Origin of the sequence: Paraburkholderia caribensis (genome assembly GCF_002902945.1) — a bacterium.
Taxonomy (GTDB): domain Bacteria; phylum Pseudomonadota; class Gammaproteobacteria; order Burkholderiales; family Burkholderiaceae; genus Paraburkholderia; species Paraburkholderia caribensis.
The window spans coordinates 1054500-1075249 of sequence record NZ_CP026101.1 but is presented as its reverse complement, the minus strand read 5'-3'; the positions used below and the strand labels follow the sequence as shown (position 1 = coordinate 1075249).

Below are 20750 nucleotides of genomic sequence, written 5' to 3'. Positions count from 1 at the left end.
GACGGCGCGGCGAAGCGGCTGCTACCGGACGCTTCGGGAATCATCAGCGCGCAGCGCAGCCGCTGGCCGGGCCCTTCACCACGTATCAGGATATGCCCGGCAGCTTACGGCTGATGTTCGGCGTGCACGTGCGCCGGACTTTTGGCCAGCACGCGGCTCGGCAGCACGTACCAGATGGCGCTCGCCAGTTGCAGCGCAACCAGAATGCCCCACGCGGTCAGATGCGCGGCGGGCGGATAGTGTCCGTCGACGGGCGTCCAGCGCGACAGCACTGCGCCCACGCCAATCTGGAAGCCGAAGATCAGCAGGAAAATAATCAGCGTGAGCGTGGTATTCGCGCGCCCGATCAGATGCGGCGGGAAATGGCGCGCGAGCACCGCATAACTCAGAATGCCGACGCCGCCGAAAATCCCGTAAGCCGCCCACAGCAATCCTGCCGGCAGCGGCGCCCGCAGCATGATCAGCAGTTGAGTGATAACGAAAAGCACCATGCCGACTCCGCAAAACGCATACAGCGACAGCCCCCGCCGCTCCATGCTGCGCGCCGCCGCGCCAAAGCCGACACAGCCGGCCATCATCGCGAAGCCGAGCACCGAGACGAACGCGGCCGCTTCATGCGACTGCAAGCCCGCTACGTCGCGCAACCACGCCCCCACCCACAGCGACTGCATGGCGTAGAACACGCCTTGCGTGACGACCGAGAATGACGCGATCTTCCAGAACGCCGCGCTGCGCAGGATATGCCACGTGCCCTTGAACTGGCTGACGAGGCTGGCCTGATGGTGCGTCTCCCTCGTTTCGGGCGCGAACGCCCAGAGCACCGCCGCCACGACGATCGTGAGAATGACGAGCCCGACGCAGACGGTGCGCCAGCTCGCCAGCGTCAGCAGCCACGTCAACGGCGAACCGACCACGACGCCGCCCAGACCGCCGACGGCCATCACGAGCCCATTGATCAGCGGCAGGCGTGCCGCCGGGAAATGTTGCGCCAGCGCCTTGAACGCGCCACCGAGGCACACCGACACGCCGACGCCAATCAGCAGCCGACCGACCATCATCGTCCCGACGCCGTGCGCGGCGCCGAATACGCCAATGCCTGCGGCGGCGAACAGCAGCATCCCTGCCGTCACGCGACGCGCGCCGTAGTGATCGAGCAGCACGCCCGCAGGCAGTTGCGCGCCCGCGAAGCCGAGGAAATACAGGCTGGTCAGCAGACCGAGATCGGCGGCTGTCAAGCCGAGCTCGTGCGTGATCAGCGGCGCGAAACCGAGATTCACGCCACGAAACACATACGAGACGAAGTAGCCGGCGGAGAACAGGAGAAAAACACGAAGCGGCGTCGAGAGCATGAGGCGTCAGCGAGTTGGCCCAGCGGGCCCGAGGGTGAACGATAGCCTAATCATGTCCATCGTGTCGCAAGACCGCGCATCGCGTACGGGCTCCTTTATGGGTTCCCGCAGGCACAGGTCGGTGGAAATGAAAACGCCGTCACCTCAGGTGACGGCGTCAAGGAAAACGAGGAGAGATCGGAGCGCACTTCATACGCTGCCCCCGCAGCGCATGTTCGGTCATCCTCGAGAAGGCCGCTGTTGTTTACTTGCCCTTCTTCGCGCTGGCCGAGACCTTGTGGCGGCTACCAGTATCGGCCTTCGACGCCTTGCCAGCCGCTTCCGTCGAAACCTTCGTCACCTTGCCTTTTGCGGCAGCAGGCTTGCTAACCGGTTCCGACACCTTCACCACGCCAGTGTGGCCGCGGCCTCGTTTCTTATCGTAGCGCGATTCCGATTTCGTGTCTGCGACCTGGGCGCTGGCCTTCTCGACACCGCCGCCGACGGGCACCGTCGCCAGCTTCTGCGGACCCGGCTCGCTCGGCATCGCCTTGCCGACGGGGACATGCAGCACGACGACCTGGCCCGGCATGACGAGGTCGCGCTTCGTCCGGTTCCACGCCTTCAACTGACCAACCGATACGTCGTAACGATCCGCGATCATCGCCATTGACTGCTTGCGCCGCACGCGGATCAGCATCTTGCGTGTGTCGGGCACGTCCGGCTCGATCGCGAGCACGGCGCTTTCGGCGACGTCTGCACTGATGTCTTCGTCGTCGTCATCGGCGCGCGGCACGACAATCGTCGACCCCGGCTTCAGGCGCATGCCGGCCGGAATCTTGTTGACGGCCATCAGCGTGTCGGGATCGACGCCGATCTTTTCGGCAATCGCAGCCGGACGCGAGCGCTCGGTGACCGTATAGGTCGTCCACGACGATAGCGAACCCGTGTACGACTTCAGATTGCGCTCGAACGCGCTGGCGTTGTCGAACGGCAGCAGGATCTGCGGCTGCGTCGCGCCCAGAATGACCGGCTTCTTGAACGACGGATTCAGCGAACGGAATTCGTCCGGCGTCATGTTCGCGAGCTTCGCCGCGGTGTCGACGTCGATATCGTGCGAAGTCGTCACTGTCACGAAGTACGGGTGATTCGGGATGGACGGCAGCGTGAGCCCGTAGACCTGCGGGTTCATCACGATGTTCTTGACCGCCTGCAGTTTCGGCACGTAGTTGCGCGTTTCCATCGGCATGCGCAGGCTCTGATAGTCCGTCGGCAGACCGGCCGCCTCGTTGCGCGCGATCGCGCGCTGCACGTTGCCCTCGCCCCAGTTATACGCGGCAAGCGCCAGATACCAGTCGCCGAACATATCGTGCAGACGCGACAGATAGTCGAGCGCGGCACTGGTGGAAGCGAGCACATCGCGTCGCTCGTCCTGCCACATGTTCTGCTTGAGGTTGTACGTGCGGCCCGTGCCCGGCACGAACTGCCACATGCCCGCCGCCTTCGCGACCGACAGCGCCTGCGGGTTATACGCGGACTCGATGAACGGCAGGAGCGCCAGCTCGGTCGGCATATGGCGCGCTTCCAGCTCTTCGACGATGTGATACAGATACTTTTGCGACCGTTCGGTCATGCGCTGGACGTAGTCCGGGCGCTGCGCATACCAGTTGACCTGCATGTCGACGAGGTCCGTCTGCAGGTCGGGCATCTGAAAACCACGGCGGATACGGCCCCAGAGATCGCTGTCCGCGCTCGTCAACTGGTCGACGGAACCCTGGTCGACGTTAATCGTTTCTTTGGCAGTGGCAGTCTTGCGAAGGGCGTCGGCTACGGCTTGCTGGCTGGCGGGATCGGAAGCAGTGGGAAGGCTGTTCGTTGCTGGCCCTTGGCTCGCGCAGGCGGCGAGCGTCAGGACCAACAACGCGCTAAAGATAAATCTCATGAACGTCTCGGCTTCCAAAAGGGCTGGAATTTGCAGCCGATAGTACGAAAGACCGCCCTTTCCGTCAATCAGAATAATGTGAAAAACGTAGCCAAATCTGAGGCTTGGCGTTTGTTTCTACGATTCGGATGAGCATATCCCCATGATTTACCAGGTCAGCGGAACCTGTTCTTCCATTCCCGCATCAACGTGAAGGCGGCCAACCGATCCGGCACCGATTCATGCAACTGCTCGGCGAGGGTCGCCTGAACTGTCGGCTCGCCCGCCCGCAGGAACGGATTGACGGCGCGTTCGTGAGCGATCGTCGTGGGCAGCGTCGGCACGTGGCGCGCGCGCAGATCCGTCGCTTCGTCGCGCCAGGCTTGCAGCTTCGCGTTGTCCGGCTCGCACGCGAGCGCGAAGCGGATGTTCGACAGCGTGTATTCGTGTGCGCAGTGCACTTCCGTCTCGCCGGGCAAACCGGCGAGCGCGTCGAGCGAGTTCAGCATCTGTGCGGGCGTGCCCTCGAACAGCCGGCCGCAACCGCACGCGAACAGCGTGTCGCCGCAGAACACGTGCGGCGTGCCGCGCGGATCGCCCGCCTGGAAATACGCGATATGGCCGCGGGTGTGACCGGGCACATCGAGAATCGTGAAACTGAGTGCCGGCGCGGCGATGTGCACTTCGTCGCCCTGCTTGAGGCGCCCCGTCAGGTACGGAATCGCTTCTCCGGCGGGGCCGTAGACGGGCACAACCTGGCCATCCAGCAGATCGGCCACTCCGCCGACGTGGTCGGCATGATGGTGCGTGAGTAAAATAGCGCTCAGCCGCCATCCCCGTTTTGCCAGATAAGCCTTCACCGGGGCGGCGTCGCCCGGATCGACGACGACGGCGTGATGGCCGTCCGACACGACCCAGATGTAATTGTCATCAAACGCCGGGACTGGTACGTACTCGAGCGAATTCATAGGCGACGCATTCTTCAACATGTCTGACCGTTCGATTATAGACTGGCCTGCCTGGACCACCTCCCCGCCCGGACGCTATGTGCTGGAGTGGGAGCAGGCGCAGCTCGACCGCGTCGTGTCCGACGTATTCGGCTATCACGCGCTGCAGCTGGGCCTGCCGCAACTCGACGCGCTCCGCGAGAACCGCATGCCCTGCCGAGGCCTCGTGCTCGACGCAGAGAGCGGCGCGAGCGCACCTTACACGTTTCCGCGCGGCGTCGCGGGCGGGCTGCCCGGGCGCCACGCGCCGTCCGGACGCAGCGCCGTCTGGTGCGATCTGCTCGATCTGCCGTTCGAGGCGCAGAGCGTCGATCTGATCGTGATGCCGCACACGCTGGAGTTCACGCGCGATCCACACCGCCTGCTGCGCGAAGCCGAACGCGTGCTGATGCCAGAAGGTCAGTTGATCATTCTCGGCTTCAATTCATTGTCGCTGTGGGGCGCGCGGCAATCGGTCGGCAAGGTCACGGGGCGGCCCTTCGTGCCCGCGGCGCATGACCTGATCGCGTTCACGCGTCTGAAGGACTGGATCAAGCTGCTCGGTTTCGACCTTGAACGCGGACGCTTCGGCTGCTATCGTCCGCCCCTCGTCGGCGAAAAATGGCTGTCGCGCTATGAGTTCATGGAAGCCGCCGGCGACCGCTGGTGGCCGATTTTCGGCGCCGTCTACATGGTCACGGCGATCAAGCGCGTGCGCGGCATGCGCCTCGTCGGTCCGCTGAAAGTCAAGAAGCCCGTGCTGGCGGCCGGCCTCGCGCCCGCCGCCACGCCCAACACCCGCAACAAGGCAAAATGAGTTCTGATCTGATCGAAATCTTCACCGACGGCGCCTGCAAGGGCAATCCCGGTCCCGGCGGCTGGGGTGCGCTGTTGCGCTACGGCGCGCAGGAAAAAGAACTGTTCGGCGGCGAAGCGAACACGACCAACAACCGCATGGAACTGATGGCTGTGATCGCCGCGCTCGAAGCATTGAAGCGCCCATGCAAGGCGATCGTCCACACGGACTCGCAGTACGTGCAGAAAGGCATCAGCGAATGGATTCACGGGTGGAAAAAGAAAGGCTGGGTGACGGCTGCCAAGGCGCCCGTGAAAAACGCGGATCTCTGGAAGCGGCTCGACGCGCTCACGCAGCAACATGAACTCGAATGGCGCTGGGTCAAGGGGCATGCGGGGCATCCCGAGAACGAGCGGGCGGACCAACTCGCCAATCGAGGCGTGGCCTCGCTGGCACAGCTTTGATCGTCAGCAGCGCATACAGGCACGCTCCATTCTTTTCACGCATCAACACAAACAGGCAACACCGACATGCGTCAAATCATCCTCGATACGGAAACGACAGGACTGAATGCGAAGAGCGGCGACCGGATTATCGAAATTGGCTGCGTCGAGCTGGTGAACCGCCGGCTGACGGGCAACAACCTGCACTTCTACGTCAATCCCGAGCGCGACAGTGATCCGGGCGCGCTGGCCGTACACGGACTGACCACTGAATTCCTGCGCGACAAGCCCAAATTCGCGGAGATCGCCGACGCGCTGCGCGACTTCGTGGCGGGCGCGGAACTCATCATCCACAACGCGCCCTTCGATATCGGCTTTCTCAACGCCGAGTTTTCGCTGCTGGGCTTGCCGCCGTTCACCGAGCATTGCGGCGAGGTGATCGACACGCTCGTGCGCGCAAAGTCGATGTTCCCGGGCAAGCGCAATTCGCTCGACGCCCTGTGCGATCGCTTCGGCATCAGCAATGCACATCGCACGCTGCACGGCGCGCTGCTCGACTCGGAACTGCTCGCCGAGGTGTACCTCGCGATGACGCGCGGCCAGGAAAGCCTCGTGATCGACATGATCGGCGAAGCGGCAGCGGGCCATGCAGACGGCGCCAAGCGAGTGCAGCTCGATACGCTCGAACTCATCGTGCTGACGGCGACGGAAGACGAACTGGCCGAACACGAAGCATTGCTCGATGGTCTCGACAAATCGGTGAAGGGCACGAGCGTGTGGCGCACCCAACCCGCTGCGGAAGATGTCGCCGCGACAGCGGATACGCAAATCGCTTAAAAAGTACTTGTCGAAGTCTAAAAGAGCTGACATAATGCACAGCTCTTCGGGTGGTTAGCTCAGCGGTAGAGCACTGCCTTCACACGGCAGGGGTCACTGGTTCGATCCCAGTACTACCCACCAGAATTTCTGGTGTTGGTAAAGACGAACACCGAAGAATCGAGGGCTTAGGTTTAACGACCTAAGCCCTTTTTCATTTTCTCCGCTCCGTTTTGTTGCCTGCCGCAACAACTACGCGCCAATCCCGCGCGCCATGCCCGACGCGGCGAACACCATCACGACGAGCAGAATGGACTGCCAGTGCCCCGTTCGGGCAAAGCGGCGGGCGCGGGAGAGATCCGGACTCTCGCCGTTTCTGACGGCGAGACGCCAGCGAATCAAGGTCATCATCGGCGCGATCTCAAAAGCGAAGATCAGCACGAGCGCCGCCATCTTCACGTGAAAGAGCGGCTCATGCAGGTAGTAGTCCGCGCCCTTCTCAAAGCCGCCGAACACGCGCATCAAGCCCGTGACGATCAGAACGACGGCCGTGACGCCCCACACGTTGTCCGCGACGAAGACGCGCTGCAGACCGGCCGGGTCGGATAGCTGACGCAGCCCGCGCGTGCGCCCGATGATCGCGGCGAGCGCAAATGCATAACCCAGCAGATGAACGGCGGCCAGCAACCAGCGGATCAACATGGACACCTCCATGAACGATGCAAAGCGGTTGGCGCTTCAGGCCCATGTCGGGCCGAGGGTGCCGGGGCGCGAGCGCCCGGAGTGAATATCAGGCCTGCCGCAGGCTCGCGTCGAGCGCCCGCGCCGCAACGCGATCGCCTTCCGTTGCGAGCGGCGTCCTGAACACCGTCTGCCGGTTGTGTCCGGCGGCAGCGGGCGAATCCCACATCAACTCGACTTTCGGGCCGCGCAGCAAGCCGCCGACACCCGCGCGCTCGAGCGTCGCGTGGCCGTTCGAAATGGGTGGCACGGTCGCCGGCTGGGCACCTGACAGATCGACGGCCTGCGCCACGCGCGACACAGGCGCCGCACGCCCGGTTCCGTCATGCCAGCGCAGCGACAGCTCGCGCGCGTCGTACTGGCCGAGCTTGCGGCTTTCGGCCCAGACGATGGCCGTGCGCGTGACGGCATCGATCGAAATCGCAAAGCGGCCGATCGCAAAGCGGCGTGCGGCGATATTCGTGCGCCACAGCGCGCGCGGCCGACAGATCCACACGACCACGGCGTACAGCGTCGGCGCGGCGAGCAGCCAGCCGTTGGTGGCGGCGACCGCGTTGAACGCACGCCGCCAGCCGGCCGCCCAGACGAACGCGCCCACCGACCAGACCGCGAACAGCAAACCGAGAAACGCAAACAGGCGCAGCGCCTGACGCAACCATTGCGGCAACGGATGGAACGGCCGCTCGGCGCGCGCCTTCGCGCCCGGCAGGAAGATCAGCAGAAACAGGAAAACGAGGTTGATGCAGGCCCACGGCGACGAAGCCATCGCCCGCAGTGCCGTCAGCGGGTCCATCTCGCCCATCGAGAAGAGCCAGCGCGCCAGTATCACGAGACCGATGGCGCGAAGCGCGAACATCGTGCCGGCGCCGGGCGCCGCGCTCGCACGCGTCTGTTTCGTTCTCGCCAAAGCAATCTCCTCATATCGACCGGCTGCGCCGGATTTGCGGCACGGCCATTATAGGGATATTACCGATTCGTCTCACGGTTGCAGGACCACGGACACACACTTTCGATACATTCCCCGCGCGTTTCGCCCCGGCGTGCGGCGCAAATGCAACAACGCCCCGCATGTTCGACACATGCGGGGCGTTGTCGTCCCATCCAACGGACCGCGCAGGCGTTAAGCAACCCGGTCGCGGTCAGCTTCGACGAAGATCAGTTTGCGTTGACTTCGCGCAGCACCGTGCGGCGCTTCGCGTGCAGCAGGTCTTCGTAGGTCTTCAGGTAGTTCTGCGCCATCACCTTCGACGAGAAGCGCGATTCGAACGCCTTGCGCACCTGCGCGCGCGGCAGCTGGTCGAGACGCTTGAGGGCAGCGACGGCGCTGATTTCGTCTTCGACGACGAAGCCCGACACGCCGTTCTCGATCACTTCGGGCACCGAGCCGCGCTTGAACGCGATCACGGGCGTGCCGCATGCCATGGCTTCGATCATCACCAGACCGAACGGCTCCGGCCAGTCGATCGGGAACACCAGTGCATGCGCGTTGCCGAGGAACTCACGCTTTTCGGCTTCGCCGATTTCGCCGATGTACTCGACGTGCGGCAGCGCCATCAGCGGCTTGATGACTTCTTCGTAATACGCGCGGTCGGCCTTGTCGATCTTGGCGGCGACCTTGAGCTTCATGCCTGCCTGGCCGGCGATGCGGATCGCACGGTCGAGGCCCTTCTCCGGCGAAACGCGGCCGAGGAATGCGAGGTAGCCCGGCTCGACGTTGGGGATCGGCGTGAGCACGTTTTCCGGCAGGCCGTGGTACACGGTCGACAACCAGTGCGCCTGTTGCAGCGGCTGGCGCTGGTTGTCCGAGATCGACACCACGGGCACGTCGCTGAACGTGTTGAAGACGGGCTGCAGTTCGGGCAGATCGAGACGGCCGTGCATGGTCGTCAGGAACGGCACCGGCTGGCGCGCGAACAGCGAGAACGGATAGTAGTCGATGTGGAAATGCAGCACGTCGAACTCTTCCGCGCGGCGGCGGACTTCTTCGAGCAGCAACATGTGCGGCGCCATCACGTCGCGGATCGTCGGGTCCAGACGCAACGCCTGCGGCCAGAAGGCTTCGAGCTTCGCGGAGGTTTGCGAATCGCCACTGGCAAAAAGCGTCACGTCATGTCCGAGCTCGACGAGCGCTTCCGTCAGATACGACACGACGCGTTCCGTGCCGCCATAAAGCTTGGGAGGCACCGCCTCGTGCAACGGAGCGATTTGAGCGATTCGCATAGGGAGAACTCCTCGTAAAAAATCAGGCAAAAAGACTGCAGTTTGGAAAAAGCGACTTCGCTTGCTCGCCAGGGCGCCCGGTTCGCATGCAGCCTGAAGCTGCACCGGACACGAGCCTGATTCTTTCGAGAAATTCCTGCGATGGATCGCTTGGTAAGACGCCAGCTTGGCCAATGTCAAAGTCTGTGCTCAAAGCCGTAAACGCGGCTCATGATTCGACGTTGACAAACTGTCAGATATTTCCTGACTCGACCGAGCATGCATTATCGATGCCTGCCTGGCGGACCGGCCCCAACATTTCAAAGTCTTTACGTTGTTACAAACGCGAAACACTTCGCAAACCCTTGTTTTCTCAAGGTGTTTTACAGTGGGAGCGCTGCATCGGCACTGGCGCCGCAAAGCCGTTCGACTGCAGTCATCCAGGACCCGTCTGCGGCGGCTGGAACTCGATGAGATTCCCCTCGCCGGCTCGTATGCAATCTGTAATTATATCTCGAAAATTCACGCCCCTGTCGTGAACCCCTTGCCCGCTAGCGGGTCAAGGCTGGGAAACCTTACCGGTACGTGTCGCGAAAATAATCGCGCCCCCATTGGCTGTCCCGCCATGCGAAATGGCTTTTGCATGTTTACAATGCGAGGCCTACGCTGGTGTTACGGGCCGTTCCCAGGCACGACCGTTGCACGACCTGAACCCGTTTTCAGACGTCTCAAACCGACACTGACAGACCAAACGAACAATTGGAACATCTCACCATTGCCCAGCGAAACGCCCATAACGCAAAGCTCGCGAGCTATGCGCACCGGCCGCTTGCATTCCTCTTCCGCTTTATCCGCCGCCATCCGGTCGCTCATCTGATCGTGCTGGGCAGCGTGTTCGCGGCCGTGGGCTGTGCGCTCGCTTCGCAATACGCGATCAAACATCTGATCGACGTGCTCGGCGCGGGACGCCATCATCCGGGGCCGCTGTGGGGCGCGTTCGCGATCCTGGTCGGCCTGATCGCCGCCGACAACCTGTTGTGGCGCGTAGGCGGCTGGGTCGCGGCGCATACGTTCGTGGCCGTCACGGGCGATCTGCGCAAGGACCTCTTCCAGTATCTGACGGGCCACTCGCCGACCTATTACGCGGAGAAACAGCCGGGCACGCTGGCGAGCCGCATTACGGCGACCTCGAACGCCGTCTACACGGCCGAAAACACAACCGCGTGGAACGTCCTGCCGCCGTGCATCGCGGTGGTGGGCGCGATCGTGATGATCACCGCCGTCAATCCGCTGATGGCGCTCGGCCTGCTGACCTGCTCGGCGATTTTGTCGGTCGTGTTGTTCAAGCTGGCGGGCCGTGGCTCGGCCCGTCATCACACCTTCGCGAGCAAGGCGGCCGCTGTCGACGGCGAACTCGTCGACGTGATCGGCAACATGGGCCTCGTGCGCGCGTTCGGCATGACGTTCCGCGAGCAGAAGCGCTTCAGCGCGACCGTAAAGTCGGAAATGATCGCGCGCCAGCAAAGCCTGCTGTATCTGGAGAAACTGCGACTGCTGCACGCGGTCATCACGGCGCTGCTGTCGGCGGGCCTGCTCGGCTGGGCGCTGTGGCTGTGGGATCAGGGCAAGGCGACCTCGGGCGACATCGTGCTGGTCAGCTCGCTCGGCTTCACGATCCTCCACGGCACACGCGATCTGGCCGTCGCACTCGTCGACGTGACGCAGCACATCGCGCGTCTCGCGGAGGCCGTCAAGACGCTGCTCGAACCGCACGGCATGCCTGATCACAACGACGCCGTCGAACTCGTCCCGCAAGGCGGCCGCGTAACCTTCGACAAGGTGACGTTTGCGTATCCGAAGCGCCGCCCGATTCTCGATCACTTCGATCTCGACATTCCGGCCGGCCAGCGCGTCGGCCTGATCGGCAAGTCGGGCGCGGGCAAGTCGACCGTGCTCGCGCTGCTGCAACGCTTTTATGAAACGCAGGCCGGGCGCATCCTGATCGACGGCCAGGATATCTCGTCGATCTCGCAGGACAGCCTGCGTCACTCGATCGCGCTGGTGCCGCAGGACATTTCGCTGTTCCACCGCACCGTGTACGAAAACATCGCGTACGGCCGGCCCGAGGCGACGCGCGAAGAAGTGCTCGCCGCCGCGCGCGAAGCCCGCTGCACGGACTTTATCGAGGCGATGCCGGAAGGCTTCGATACGATCGTGGGCGACCGCGGCGTGAAGCTGTCGGGTGGTCAGCGCCAACGTATCGCGATTGCGCGCGCGATCCTGAAGAACGCGCCGATCCTGCTGCTCGACGAAGCCACCTCCGCGCTCGACAGCGCGTCAGAAGAAGCGATCCAGAAAGCCCTCGACCGGCTGATGGTCGGCCGCACGGTGATCGCCATCGCACACCGTCTGTCGACGCTGCACAACTTCGACCGCATCATCGTCATGAGCGCGGGCAAGGTGATCGACGACGGCAGCCCCGAAGAGTTGCGCAACCGTCCGGGCCTGTATCGCGATCTGCTGTCGAAGCAGTTCGGCAAGCATTCGACACTGCATGTGGGCGGCAAGAAGTTCGACGAGCAGCACGTCGCGTGAGGCGCTTCTGAACTCGCTTCTGAACTGACACGCCATGAAAAAAGCCGCTTCGATGAAGCGGCTTTTTCTATTGGAACGACAGCGAAAAAGAGATCAACCCTCGGCGGCTTCCCGCACCACCCGCTGCGCATCCGGCATCTGCTGCAGGTCGCGCATGAAGTTGTCGCGCCATACGGACACGTTGTTCTCGCGCAGTTGCACCATCATGTCGTCATAGCGCGCCTTGCGTTCGGCAAGTGGCATCGACAGCGCGGCGCCGAGCGCATCGGCCATGCCGTCGACATCGACGGGATTGACGATCAGCGCGCCCGTCAACTCCTGCGCGGCGCCCGCGAAACGCGACAGCACCAGCACGCCGGGATCTTCCGGATCTTGCGCCGACACATACTCTTTCGCGACGAGATTCATCCCATCGCGCAGCGGCGTCACGTAGCCGACATGCGCGGTGCGAAACAGCGCCGCGAGCACGGGCCGCTCATACTGGCGATGGATATAGCGGATAGGCGTCCAGTCGAGCTCCGCAAAGCGGCCGTTGATGCGCCCCGACTCGCCTTCGAGCTGCAAGCGGATTTCCTGGTACGCGTGCAGATCGGAACGCGTCGGCGGCGCGATCTGCAGGAACGACACCTTGTCGCGGTACGAAGGCGAATGTTCGAGCAGCCGCTCGAACGCGCGGAATCGCTCGACCAGTCCCTTCGAATAATCGAGCCGGTCGACGCTCATGATCAGCTTGCGCGCATGCAGTGTCGCTTCGATCGTGCGCACCGGCTTGTCGCCCTCGCCTGCTTTCGCCAATTCGGCGATCTCGTCGGGATACACGCCGATCGGATAGGCCGCCGCGCGCAGCGTGCGGCCAAAACCGTGCACGACTGTCGGCCCTTGCGCCGAGGCTTCGATCGAACCGTCTGCCTCGTTGGCGATGTAATCGCAGAACGCGCGCAAATCGGGCTTCGTCTGGAAACCGAGCAGATCGAACGAACACAGCGCCTCGACAAGCGCGCGATGCGGCGGAACGGCGAGCAATACCTGCGACGCCGGAAACGGAATGTGCAGGAAGAAGCCGATGCGGTTCTTCACGCCCGCCGCACGCAGTGCCTGTGCAAACGGAATCAGATGGTAGTCGTGGACCCAGATGACGTCGTCGTCGCGCAGCAGCGGCACCAGTTTTTGCGCGAGCCACGTGTTCACGCGGCAGTAGCCTTCGAAATCGTGCCGGTCGTACTGCAGCAAATCGGGCCGGTAATGAAACGCGGGCCACAGCGTCGCGTTCGAAAAGCCGCGGTAATACTGGTCGTAGTCGCGGCGCACGAGGCCGATGGTCGCGAACGTCACCGGGCCGCGCTCTTCGAGCTTGATCTGCGGCTGGCCGCTGCCGGGCACGTCGCCGCTCCACCCGAACCACATGCCGCCCGTTTCCTTCAGTGCGTCGTAGACGCCGACGGCGAGGCCGCCCGCCGCGGGGCCGCCTTCCGAAATCGGCGCGACGCGGTTCGATACGATAATCAGTCGGCTCATGACGCGAGGGTTCCGTGCTGTACAGGAGCGAGGCGCGGATGAACGGGTGCCATCATGCGTTGCGCGCCGCCGCGACGATTTCCGACAGCCACGCGAGCAGCGCGCTCACCGAGCCGATGCGCGAGCGCGCGATCGTATCGCCACCGCCGACCTTGATCGACAGACCGCCCTTTTCGTTGACGACCACGAAGCCCTTCTCGTCGGTCAGATCGTCGCCTGCGAACACGGGCGTGCGACCCGTGAACGGCGGCTCGTCCAGAAAGGCGCGCAGCGCGCGGCCCTTGTCGACGTCCTTCGGCTTGATTTCATAGACCATCTTGCCTGGCTGCAGCACGTAAGCGGCTGGATATTCGGCGACCAGCCGGCTCGTCGCTTCGCGCGCCACCGGCTCGCGGTCGGGTGCGTTGCGATAGTGCAGCGCGAGCGCCGCGCCCTTGATTTCGAGCAGCATGCCGGGATTGGCGTTGACGACTTCGGCGAGCACCTGCTCCATGCGCAGTAGCCGGTCGTCGTTGAAGCCGATGCGCTGCGTGTCGCCGTTCGCATCGCGCCGCTCGGCGCCGTGCAGGCCGGCGATGGGCAGATCGGGCATGCCGAGAAACTGGTCGATGCTGTCGATCCCGCGTCCCGACACGATCGCCACTGCGCCGTTCGTCAGCCGCCGGAGTTCGGTGAGCAAGGCGATCGCCTCGGGTTGGACCAGCACGCCGTCGGGCGTCGGTGCCAGATCGACGAGCGTACCGTCGAAATCGAAGAAAAATGCCGTCTCCGTGGGAGACAGAAAAGCGGGAAGTACTTGCATCGGTGTACGTTGCCTCTCAGCCGCTTGCAGCCGGAAAAGTGTGCGCATCTTACCGCGCATCGGTCGTTTTTTCGAGAAAGTAAGTTTTCGCGCCGCGCGGGCGGGCATTCCGGGCTGCCGGCCGAAAGGACGGGATGCAAAACCCGTACGATCCGGATACGGCCGCCTTTCAATGCGCTGCGGCATATTGACTCGCTTTTTCCCTCACAGGGCCACGGTACAACGACGCGTCTGAAATTGCGATAGAGTCGCAACGGCGCGCGCCGTGGACATGGAATAGCATGAGCCGCGATCGGGTCATGCCAGTCGCAGCGCGCTGCTTGCATCCTGATGTGCGCCCCTGTTCTGAATCGAGTCGTCGAAACAGCCTTTGTTCCCGAAAGCACCTGTGTCTCTCTTGCGCTTCCTCGCCCGGCACGCTCCTGCGCCAATGCGCATCGCTACGCTGGGTGTCGTGCTGTGCGCGGCGCTCGGCAGCGCGGGATGCTCGCATCACGGCGAACCGTGGCAACTGACGGACGTGAGCGGCCATCTGCCCGACCTCGATTTCACGCTGACGGGCGACGACGGCCGGTCCGTCGCGGCGGATACGCTCAAGGGACGCGTGTCGCTCGTGTACTTCGGCTATACGCATTGCCCCGACGTCTGCCCGGAAACGATGGCGCGTCTGATGCAGGTCATCGGCAAGCTCGGGCCCGACGCGCAGAATGTGCGCATCCTGTTCGTCAGCGTCGATCCCGCGCGCGACACGCCCAGCGCGTTGCACGACTACGTCGGCGCATTCGATTCGCAGCATGCGTTCGGTCTGACGGGCACGGATGCACAGATCGAGCAGATGGCAAGGCATTACCGCGTCGCGTATCAGATGGAAAAGCGCGAGCCGAACGGCAATTACGAGGTGACGCACAGCTCGGCCGTCTACATCTTCGACGCACGTAATCGCGCGCGTCTGCTCGCCACGGACCGCGACTCGCCCGACGTCATCGCGCGAGACGTGCGCCGTATCATTGAAGACCAATCCTGATTTCTCACAGGTTCGACATGACACAACAAATCAAAACGCTTTCGAGGATTCACACGCTGGTTTGCGCGGCCGCTTTCGCATGCGTCGCCACGGCCAGCATCGCCGCGCACGCGGCTGACAGCAAGCCGGCCATCGCCGTGCAGAACGCATGGGTCCGCTGGCTGCCGAACAATCTGCCCGCCGCCGCGTACGTCACGCTGACCAACTCGAGCGACAAGCCGATCGATCTCGTCGACGTGTCGAGCGCCGATTACGGCAGCGCGATGCTGCATCAGACGGTGTCGAACGGTTCGACGCAAAAGATGGTGATGGTCGACAAGCTGACGGTGCCCGCGCACGGCCAGGCATCGATCGCGCCGGGCGGCTATCACGTGATGCTCGAAGAGGCGAAGCACAAGATTGCGCCGGGCGATACGGTGCATCTGAAGCTGCAGTTTTCCGACGGCGAAACGCTCGATGCGCCGTTCGCGGTCAAGTCGCCTTCGCAGACCAAGTAGCGGCGCGTGAAGAACCCGCGATGACTTTGCTCTACTGGCTCGAACCCTGGGAGCCGTCGCCGACCGTGGTGATCGTGATGCTGCTCGCCGCGCTGCTGTTCGCGCGTGGCGTGCGCAAGGCGAAGGTGTCGCTGGCGCGGCAGTTGTCGTTCTGGTTCGGGCTGGCAGCGCTCTATGTCGCGCTGCATACGCGGCTCGACTATTTCTTCGAGCATGAGTTTTTCATGCATCGCGCGCAGCATCTGGTGCTGCATCATCTCGGGCCGTTCTTCATCGCGCTGTCCTATCCCGGCGCGGCGCTACGCGCGGGAATCCCATTCGCGTGGCGGCAACGCGTCGTGCGGCCCGTGCTGCAAACGCGCTACGTGCGCGCGACGCTCGATGTTCTGTTTCATCCCGTCGTCGCCGTCGTTCTGTTCGTTGGACTGATCTATTTCTGGCTGTTCTCGCCGATTCACTTCGTCGCGATGCTCGACTGGCGGCTGTATCGCGTGATGAACTGGAGCATGGTGATCGACGGCTTGATGTTCTGGTGGCTCGTGCTCGATGCACGGCCTGCGCCGCCCGCGCGGCTGTCGCCCGGTCGCCGCGTGCTGCTGGTCGTCGCCGCGATTCCGCCGCAGATCGTGCTCGGCGCGTTCATCTTCTTTTCGCCGCGCGAGCTTTATCCCGTCTATTCGATCTGCGGGCGCGCGTTCACATGGCTCAGTCCGATGCGCGATCAGCAGATCGGCGGGCTGTTGCTATGGATTCCAGGTTCGATGATGAGCGTGATCGGCGCCGTGCTCGCGCTGCGTCACTGGATGAGGCTGTCGGCGCGGGAGCGTCTGCGCGATGAGCGAAATGCGCAGGCGCCCGCGCCTGCCCGCGCGCAGTTCGTCGCGCACGCCAACCGTTGATCCGCATTCAGGCGCAGCAAGAGCAAGCGTCAGGCGGAACGCATCCAGATATGCGGGATGCCGTCCTCTTCGTGCACGTCTGAAATCGGCGCGAAGCCGAATGCGCCATAGAACGGCTGCAGATGGGCCTGCGCATGCAGACGTATGGGCGTGCCGGGCCACTGCGCACGAATATGGCCGAGCACCGTTTCGAGCATCGCGCTGCCGAGGCCTTGTCCACGGAAACCGGCTGTCGTCAGCACGCGGCCGATGCGGATATCGGCGTCTTCGTCATCAGGCAACAGCACGCGCAGATAGCCCGCCAGTTTCGCGCGCGTGCCGGCCGGATACCCGCCGTATGCGAACAGATGCCACGCGTCGATATCGAGTCCATCGACATCGCCATACAGACAGTTCTGCTCGATCACGAAGACGGCTGCGCGAGCGGCCAGCATGTCGTAGACCTCGACGTTCGTCAGATCGTCGAAAGCCTTCCAGCGCCATTCGAAAGGAGAAGTCTCTTTGCTCTGCATAGGTTGCTGCCCGGTCATGACGTTGCCCTCATGCGAAACTCCACGCTGAAAAAAGAAAAGCCCCGAAATCTCGGGGCTTTTCTTTGCTTCTGGAGGCGCGAACCGGAGTCGAACCGGTCTAAACGGCTTTGCAGGCCGCTGCATAACCGCTTTGCTATCGCGCCGAAAGCGGACTGCCGAACCGTACTTTGTTGCAGTTGCAACGGCTCGCAGATTTTGTGCGATGGCCTGAAAGACACGACATCAGGGCCATCTGCGCTCGATGCTTCTACCGAAGCATCAAACAAAAAGGGAAGCTTGGCTTCCCCCTATGTGTGGAGCGGGAGACGAGTCTCGAACTCGCGACCTCAACCTTGGCAAGGTTGCGCTCTACCAACTGAGCTACTCCCGCATGAACCTGCGCTTTACTGCTTCACAACGCCCTGCTGACTGCTTGCCGCAAAACGCAGCTTCAAAATCTGGAGCGGGAGACGAGTCTCGAACTCGCGACCTCAACCTTGGCAAGGTTGCGCTCTACCAACTGAGCTACTCCCGCGTTTTGCTTCTACTGCTTCCTAGTGTTTCGCGCTGTTTAGCAGCGCGTGCACCGGAGAAACGAGATTATGTAGAAGCCGCCGAACCGTGTCAACTCTTTTTGTACGAGAGATTGAAAATTCTACTGACGCATCGCGCGGACACTGCGCATCAACCTCTGCGTCACGCCATCCCACCGCGCTCGCGGATCTGCGGCCACGCAAGCTTCATGTAGTACAGCATCGACCAGATCGTGAGGAATGCGGCGAGATAGATGAGCCACAAACCCCACACGCGCGTGTCGATCGACAACACGCCGAACGATAGCGGACCATAGAACAGCAGCATCGGAATCGCTGTCATCTGGCAGGCCGTCTTGAACTTGCCGAGCGAATTCACCGCGACGCTCTTCGATGCGCCGATCTGCGCCATCCATTCACGCAGCGCCGAAATCGCGATCTCGCGGCCGACGATCACAAGCGCGATCGCCGAATCCAGGCGCGACAACTGGACCAGCACGAGCAAGGCGGCTGTCACCATCAGCTTGTCGGCGACGGGATCGAGGAACGCGCCGAACGCCGACGTCTGGTTCCACTTACGCGCGAGAAAGCCGTCGAACCAGTCGGTCAGCGCGGCGAGGATGAATATCGTCGCTGCGGCCAGATTGCGGTGCGCGGGACTTAGCATCATGTCCGGCAAATAGAACACGCCCACGACGAGCGGAATCAACACTATCCGCAGCCACGTCAGGAAGATCGGGAAATTAAACGGCATGGGCAGGCGCTACGTTCTGAGATAAGAGATGCAATTGTGCCGCTTCACCGGGCGAGCCACAAGCAAGGCTCGGGCGCACGGCGCGGCGGCGTACGCAGACACGGACGCGTTCAATGCAACTGTCGATAAATCTGCTCGGCGAGCGCGCGCGAAATGCCCTCGACGCTCGCGAGATCGTCGATACTCGCCGCCACCACGCCGCGCAAGCCGCCGAAGCGCGCCAGCAGCCGCTGACGCCGCTTCGCGCCGACGCCTTCCAGTTCTTCGAGCCGCGACGTCTGGCGCGTCTTGCCGCGCTTCGCGCGCATGCCCGTGATCGCGAAACGGTGCGCTTCGTCGCGGATCTGCGCGACCAGCATCAGCGCCGCGCTTTCCTTGCCGAGTTCGAGCGACGAGCGACCGTCCGCGAAGACGAGCGTCTCGAGACCAACCTTGCGCCCTTCGCCCTTCGCGACGCCGACCAGCATGCCGAGGTCCAGCCCGAGTTCGTTGAATACCTGGCGTGCGATCTCGACCTGCCCTTTGCCGCCGTCGATCAGCACGATGTTCGGCAGCTGCCCGCCCGCGGCAACGGGTTCCGCGCCTTCCGGCGCGATGGCCGGATCGGCGGCGGCTTCGGGTTGCAGCTCAGCTGCTTCGTCGTTCGCGTTTGCCGCGGCCTGCGCGACCATCTTCTCGTAGCGGCGCGTGAGCACCTGACGCATCGCCGCGTAGTCGTCGCCCGGCGTGATGCCCGTGATGTTGTAACGCCGGTACTCGGACGACTGCATCTTGTGATGGTGATAGACGACGCACGACGCCTGCGTCGCTTCGCCCATCGTATGGCTGATGTCGAAGCATTCGATGCGCAGATGCGCCAGGTCTTCGCATTCGAGCGACAACGTGTCGGCGAGCGCGCGCGTACGCGATTGCTGCGAGCCTTGCTCCGACAATAGCCGCGCGAGCGCGATCTTCGCGTTCTGCTCGGCCATCGCGAGCCAGGCGCGCTTCTGGCCTTGCGGCTGGCGCAACAGCGTGACCTTGTGCCCGGCCTGCTCGATCAGCAGATCGACGAGTTCGCGGCTCGCGGGGGCGTGGCTGACCACGAGCACGGGCGGCACGCGATTGCCCAGATAGTGCTGGGCAATGAACGCCTCGAGCACTTCCGATTCGATGCCGGGCGTGCGGCGCGGCTTCTTGCCGACGGCGGTGTCGGTATCTGCATCTGCGCCGCTAGCGACTTCTAGCTCTTCGCTGCCTTCCTCCGGCGAGTTTTCGTCCGGGTCTTCGTCCGAGTCTTCACCGATACTCACGACTTCATCGGACTCCTCGCCCATCTCCGCCTCGACGCCGATCACTGTCGCGGGCTCGGCCCGGACGATTTCATCGCCATCGTCGAGACCGCCCTCTTCGGCTGTCAACGCGCTTTCGACGTGCGTCGGGAAGTACGCCTTGTCGCCGAGATGCCGGCCGCCGCGCACCATCGCGAGGTTCACGCACACGCGCCCGCCAAGCGCGACGACGGCCAGAATATCGACGTCACTCTCGCCGCCCACTTCGATGGCCTGCTGATGCAGCACTGTCGACAGCGAACTCATCTGATTGCGCACGGCCGCTGCCTGCTCGAACTTCAGTTCGCTGGCAAACGCGTGCATCTTCTGCTCGAGTTCCTTCATCACCTCCGACTGCCGTCCGAGCAGGAAGCGCGACGCGTTCGACACATCGCGTGCATAGTCCTCTTCGCTGATCGCGGCGACGCACGGCGCCGTGCATCGTCCGATCTGATGCAGCAAACACGGCCGCGTGCGATTGTTGAACACGGAGTCCTCGCACGTGCGCAACTGGAACACGCGCTGCAGGATCTGAATGCTCTCACGCACTGCCCACGCACTCGGGAAAGGTCCGAAATACTGATTCTTCTTGTCGACCGAACCGCGGTAGTACGCCATGCGCGGGAACTGATGACCCGTCAGCTTCAGATACGGATATGACTTGTCGTCGCGAAACAGGATGTTGTAGCGCGGCGCCAAAGCCTTGATCAGATTGTTCTCGAGCAACAGCGCTTCGGCTTCGGACCGCGTGACCGTCGTTTCGATCTTTGCGATCCGCGTGACCATCATCGCGATGCGCGGTGACAGCAGCGTCTTGGTGAAGTAGCTCGACACGCGCTTCTTCAGGTCGCGCGCCTTGCCCACGTACAGCACCGCGCCCTGCGCATCGTAGTAGCGATAGACGCCCGGCATGTGCGGCAACTGGCGCAGCACCTTCTTCGGGTCGAAGTCTTCGGCGACGGCTTCGGCCGCGCCGGGTTTCACGGCGGCACCGGCTGCGGGAGAGGAATCGGATCGGGTCATGCAGAATCGGATTGGACGCCGCATACGGACGGCGTGTCATGTGGGTGATGTGCTTT

At 63.2% G+C, this 20750-nt stretch carries 18 protein-coding genes and 4 tRNA genes; 8 read left to right on the top strand and 14 right to left on the bottom strand.

Annotated features, from left to right (window positions below; genetic code table 11):
• Positions 1–104: 104 nt before the first annotated feature.
• The 3 genes from C2L66_RS04845 to gloB form a co-directional block, all read right to left on the bottom strand.
• Positions 105–1349 (bottom strand): MFS transporter, encoded by a 1245-nt coding sequence (locus C2L66_RS04845; protein WP_060601661.1) that lies wholly within the window; start codon positions 1347–1349, stop codon positions 105–107.
• A gap of 244 nt (positions 1350–1593) precedes the next feature.
• A complete protein-coding gene (locus tag C2L66_RS04840; RefSeq protein WP_060602744.1) occupies positions 1594–3270 on the bottom strand; it encodes a transglycosylase SLT domain-containing protein in 1677 nt (558 codons plus the stop codon).
• A 155-nt stretch (positions 3271–3425) separates the two neighbouring features.
• Entirely contained in the window at positions 3426–4217 is a 792-nt protein-coding gene (gene gloB, locus C2L66_RS04835; protein ID WP_060602747.1) for a hydroxyacylglutathione hydrolase, read from the bottom strand.
• Positions 4218–4236: 19 nt separating this feature from the next.
• On the opposite strand from gloB, the gene C2L66_RS04830 reads away from it, so the two are divergent.
• From C2L66_RS04830 to C2L66_RS04815, 4 genes are all read left to right on the top strand, one after another.
• Complete coding sequence (locus C2L66_RS04830; RefSeq protein ID WP_060601664.1) at positions 4237–5052, top strand: class I SAM-dependent methyltransferase; 816 nt, start codon at positions 4237–4239, stop codon at positions 5050–5052.
• The gene (gene rnhA, locus C2L66_RS04825) at positions 5049–5495 is read left to right on the top strand and encodes a ribonuclease HI (protein ID WP_054934169.1); all 447 of its coding nucleotides are present in this window, start codon (positions 5049–5051) and stop codon (positions 5493–5495) included. The genes C2L66_RS04830 and rnhA overlap by 4 nt, the downstream gene beginning before the upstream one ends.
• A 66-nt stretch (positions 5496–5561) precedes the next feature.
• Positions 5562–6311 (top strand): DNA polymerase III subunit epsilon, encoded by a 750-nt coding sequence (dnaQ, locus tag C2L66_RS04820; protein WP_060601667.1) that lies wholly within the window; start codon positions 5562–5564, stop codon positions 6309–6311.
• A 48-nt stretch (positions 6312–6359) separates the two neighbouring features.
• Positions 6360–6434, top strand: a tRNA-Val gene (locus tag C2L66_RS04815).
• A 108-nt stretch (positions 6435–6542) separates the two neighbouring features.
• Here C2L66_RS04815 and C2L66_RS04810 read toward each other — a convergent pair.
• The 3 genes from C2L66_RS04810 to C2L66_RS04800 all read right to left on the bottom strand — a co-directional run bounded on the left by C2L66_RS04810 (position 6543) and on the right by C2L66_RS04800 (position 9251).
• Positions 6543–6992 (bottom strand): DUF2214 family protein, encoded by a 450-nt coding sequence (locus C2L66_RS04810; protein ID WP_060602750.1) that lies wholly within the window; start codon positions 6990–6992, stop codon positions 6543–6545.
• Between the two features lie 88 nt (positions 6993–7080).
• Complete coding sequence (locus tag C2L66_RS04805; protein WP_060601669.1) at positions 7081–7938, bottom strand: hypothetical protein; 858 nt, start codon at positions 7936–7938, stop codon at positions 7081–7083.
• A 248-nt stretch (positions 7939–8186) separates the two neighbouring features.
• Positions 8187–9251 carry a glycosyltransferase family 4 protein gene (locus tag C2L66_RS04800; protein ID WP_054934166.1) on the bottom strand — a complete coding sequence of 355 codons (1065 nt, stop codon included), beginning with the start codon at positions 9249–9251 and terminating at the stop codon, positions 8187–8189.
• A 738-nt stretch (positions 9252–9989) separates the two neighbouring features.
• On the opposite strand from C2L66_RS04800, the gene C2L66_RS04795 reads away from it, so the two are divergent.
• Positions 9990–11825: an ABC transporter ATP-binding protein gene (locus tag C2L66_RS04795; protein ID WP_060601671.1), complete on the top strand. Its 1836-nt coding sequence runs from the start codon at positions 9990–9992 to the stop codon at positions 11823–11825.
• Positions 11826–11918: 93 nt separating this feature from the next.
• Here the strand turns inward: C2L66_RS04795 and otsA are convergent, their stop codons facing one another.
• Both otsA and otsB read right to left on the bottom strand, forming a co-directional pair.
• A complete protein-coding gene (gene otsA, locus C2L66_RS04790; protein ID WP_060601674.1) occupies positions 11919–13340 on the bottom strand; it encodes an alpha,alpha-trehalose-phosphate synthase (UDP-forming) in 1422 nt (473 codons plus the stop codon).
• 52 nt (positions 13341–13392) lie between these two features.
• Positions 13393–14142, bottom strand: a complete 750-nt coding sequence (gene otsB / locus C2L66_RS04785) for a trehalose-phosphatase (RefSeq protein WP_054934163.1) — start codon at positions 14140–14142, stop codon at positions 13393–13395.
• 430 nt (positions 14143–14572) lie between these two features.
• Between otsB and C2L66_RS04780 the strand changes: the two genes are divergently transcribed.
• Genes C2L66_RS04780 through C2L66_RS04770 form a run of 3 tightly spaced genes read left to right on the top strand, consistent with a single transcriptional unit; the run spans position 14573 to position 16562 of the window.
• Positions 14573–15166 (top strand): SCO family protein, encoded by a 594-nt coding sequence (locus C2L66_RS04780; RefSeq protein ID WP_054934162.1) that lies wholly within the window; start codon positions 14573–14575, stop codon positions 15164–15166.
• 17 nt (positions 15167–15183) lie between these two features.
• Entirely contained in the window at positions 15184–15663 is a 480-nt protein-coding gene (locus C2L66_RS04775) for a copper chaperone PCu(A)C (protein ID WP_054934161.1), read from the top strand.
• A 20-nt stretch (positions 15664–15683) separates the two neighbouring features.
• On the top strand, positions 15684–16562 hold the full coding sequence (locus tag C2L66_RS04770) for a cytochrome c oxidase assembly protein (RefSeq protein ID WP_060601677.1): 879 nt from the start codon (positions 15684–15686) through the stop codon (positions 16560–16562).
• A 29-nt stretch (positions 16563–16591) separates the two neighbouring features.
• On the opposite strand, the gene C2L66_RS04765 is transcribed toward C2L66_RS04770, so the two are convergent.
• From C2L66_RS04765 to uvrC, 6 genes are all read right to left on the bottom strand, one after another.
• Positions 16592–17092 (bottom strand): GNAT family N-acetyltransferase, encoded by a 501-nt coding sequence (locus tag C2L66_RS04765; RefSeq protein WP_060601684.1) that lies wholly within the window; start codon positions 17090–17092, stop codon positions 16592–16594.
• Between the two features lie 72 nt (positions 17093–17164).
• Positions 17165–17238, bottom strand: a tRNA-Cys gene (locus C2L66_RS04760).
• A 151-nt stretch (positions 17239–17389) separates the two neighbouring features.
• Positions 17390–17465: transfer RNA gene (locus tag C2L66_RS04755), tRNA-Gly, on the bottom strand.
• Positions 17466–17533: 68 nt separating this feature from the next.
• Positions 17534–17609: transfer RNA gene (locus C2L66_RS04750), tRNA-Gly, on the bottom strand.
• 161 nt (positions 17610–17770) lie between these two features.
• Complete coding sequence (pgsA, locus tag C2L66_RS04745) at positions 17771–18361, bottom strand: CDP-diacylglycerol--glycerol-3-phosphate 3-phosphatidyltransferase (RefSeq protein WP_054934158.1); 591 nt, start codon at positions 18359–18361, stop codon at positions 17771–17773.
• 110 nt (positions 18362–18471) lie between these two features.
• A complete protein-coding gene (gene uvrC, locus C2L66_RS04740; protein WP_060601687.1) occupies positions 18472–20694 on the bottom strand; it encodes an excinuclease ABC subunit UvrC in 2223 nt (740 codons plus the stop codon).
• Positions 20695–20750: the final 56 nt, after the last annotated feature.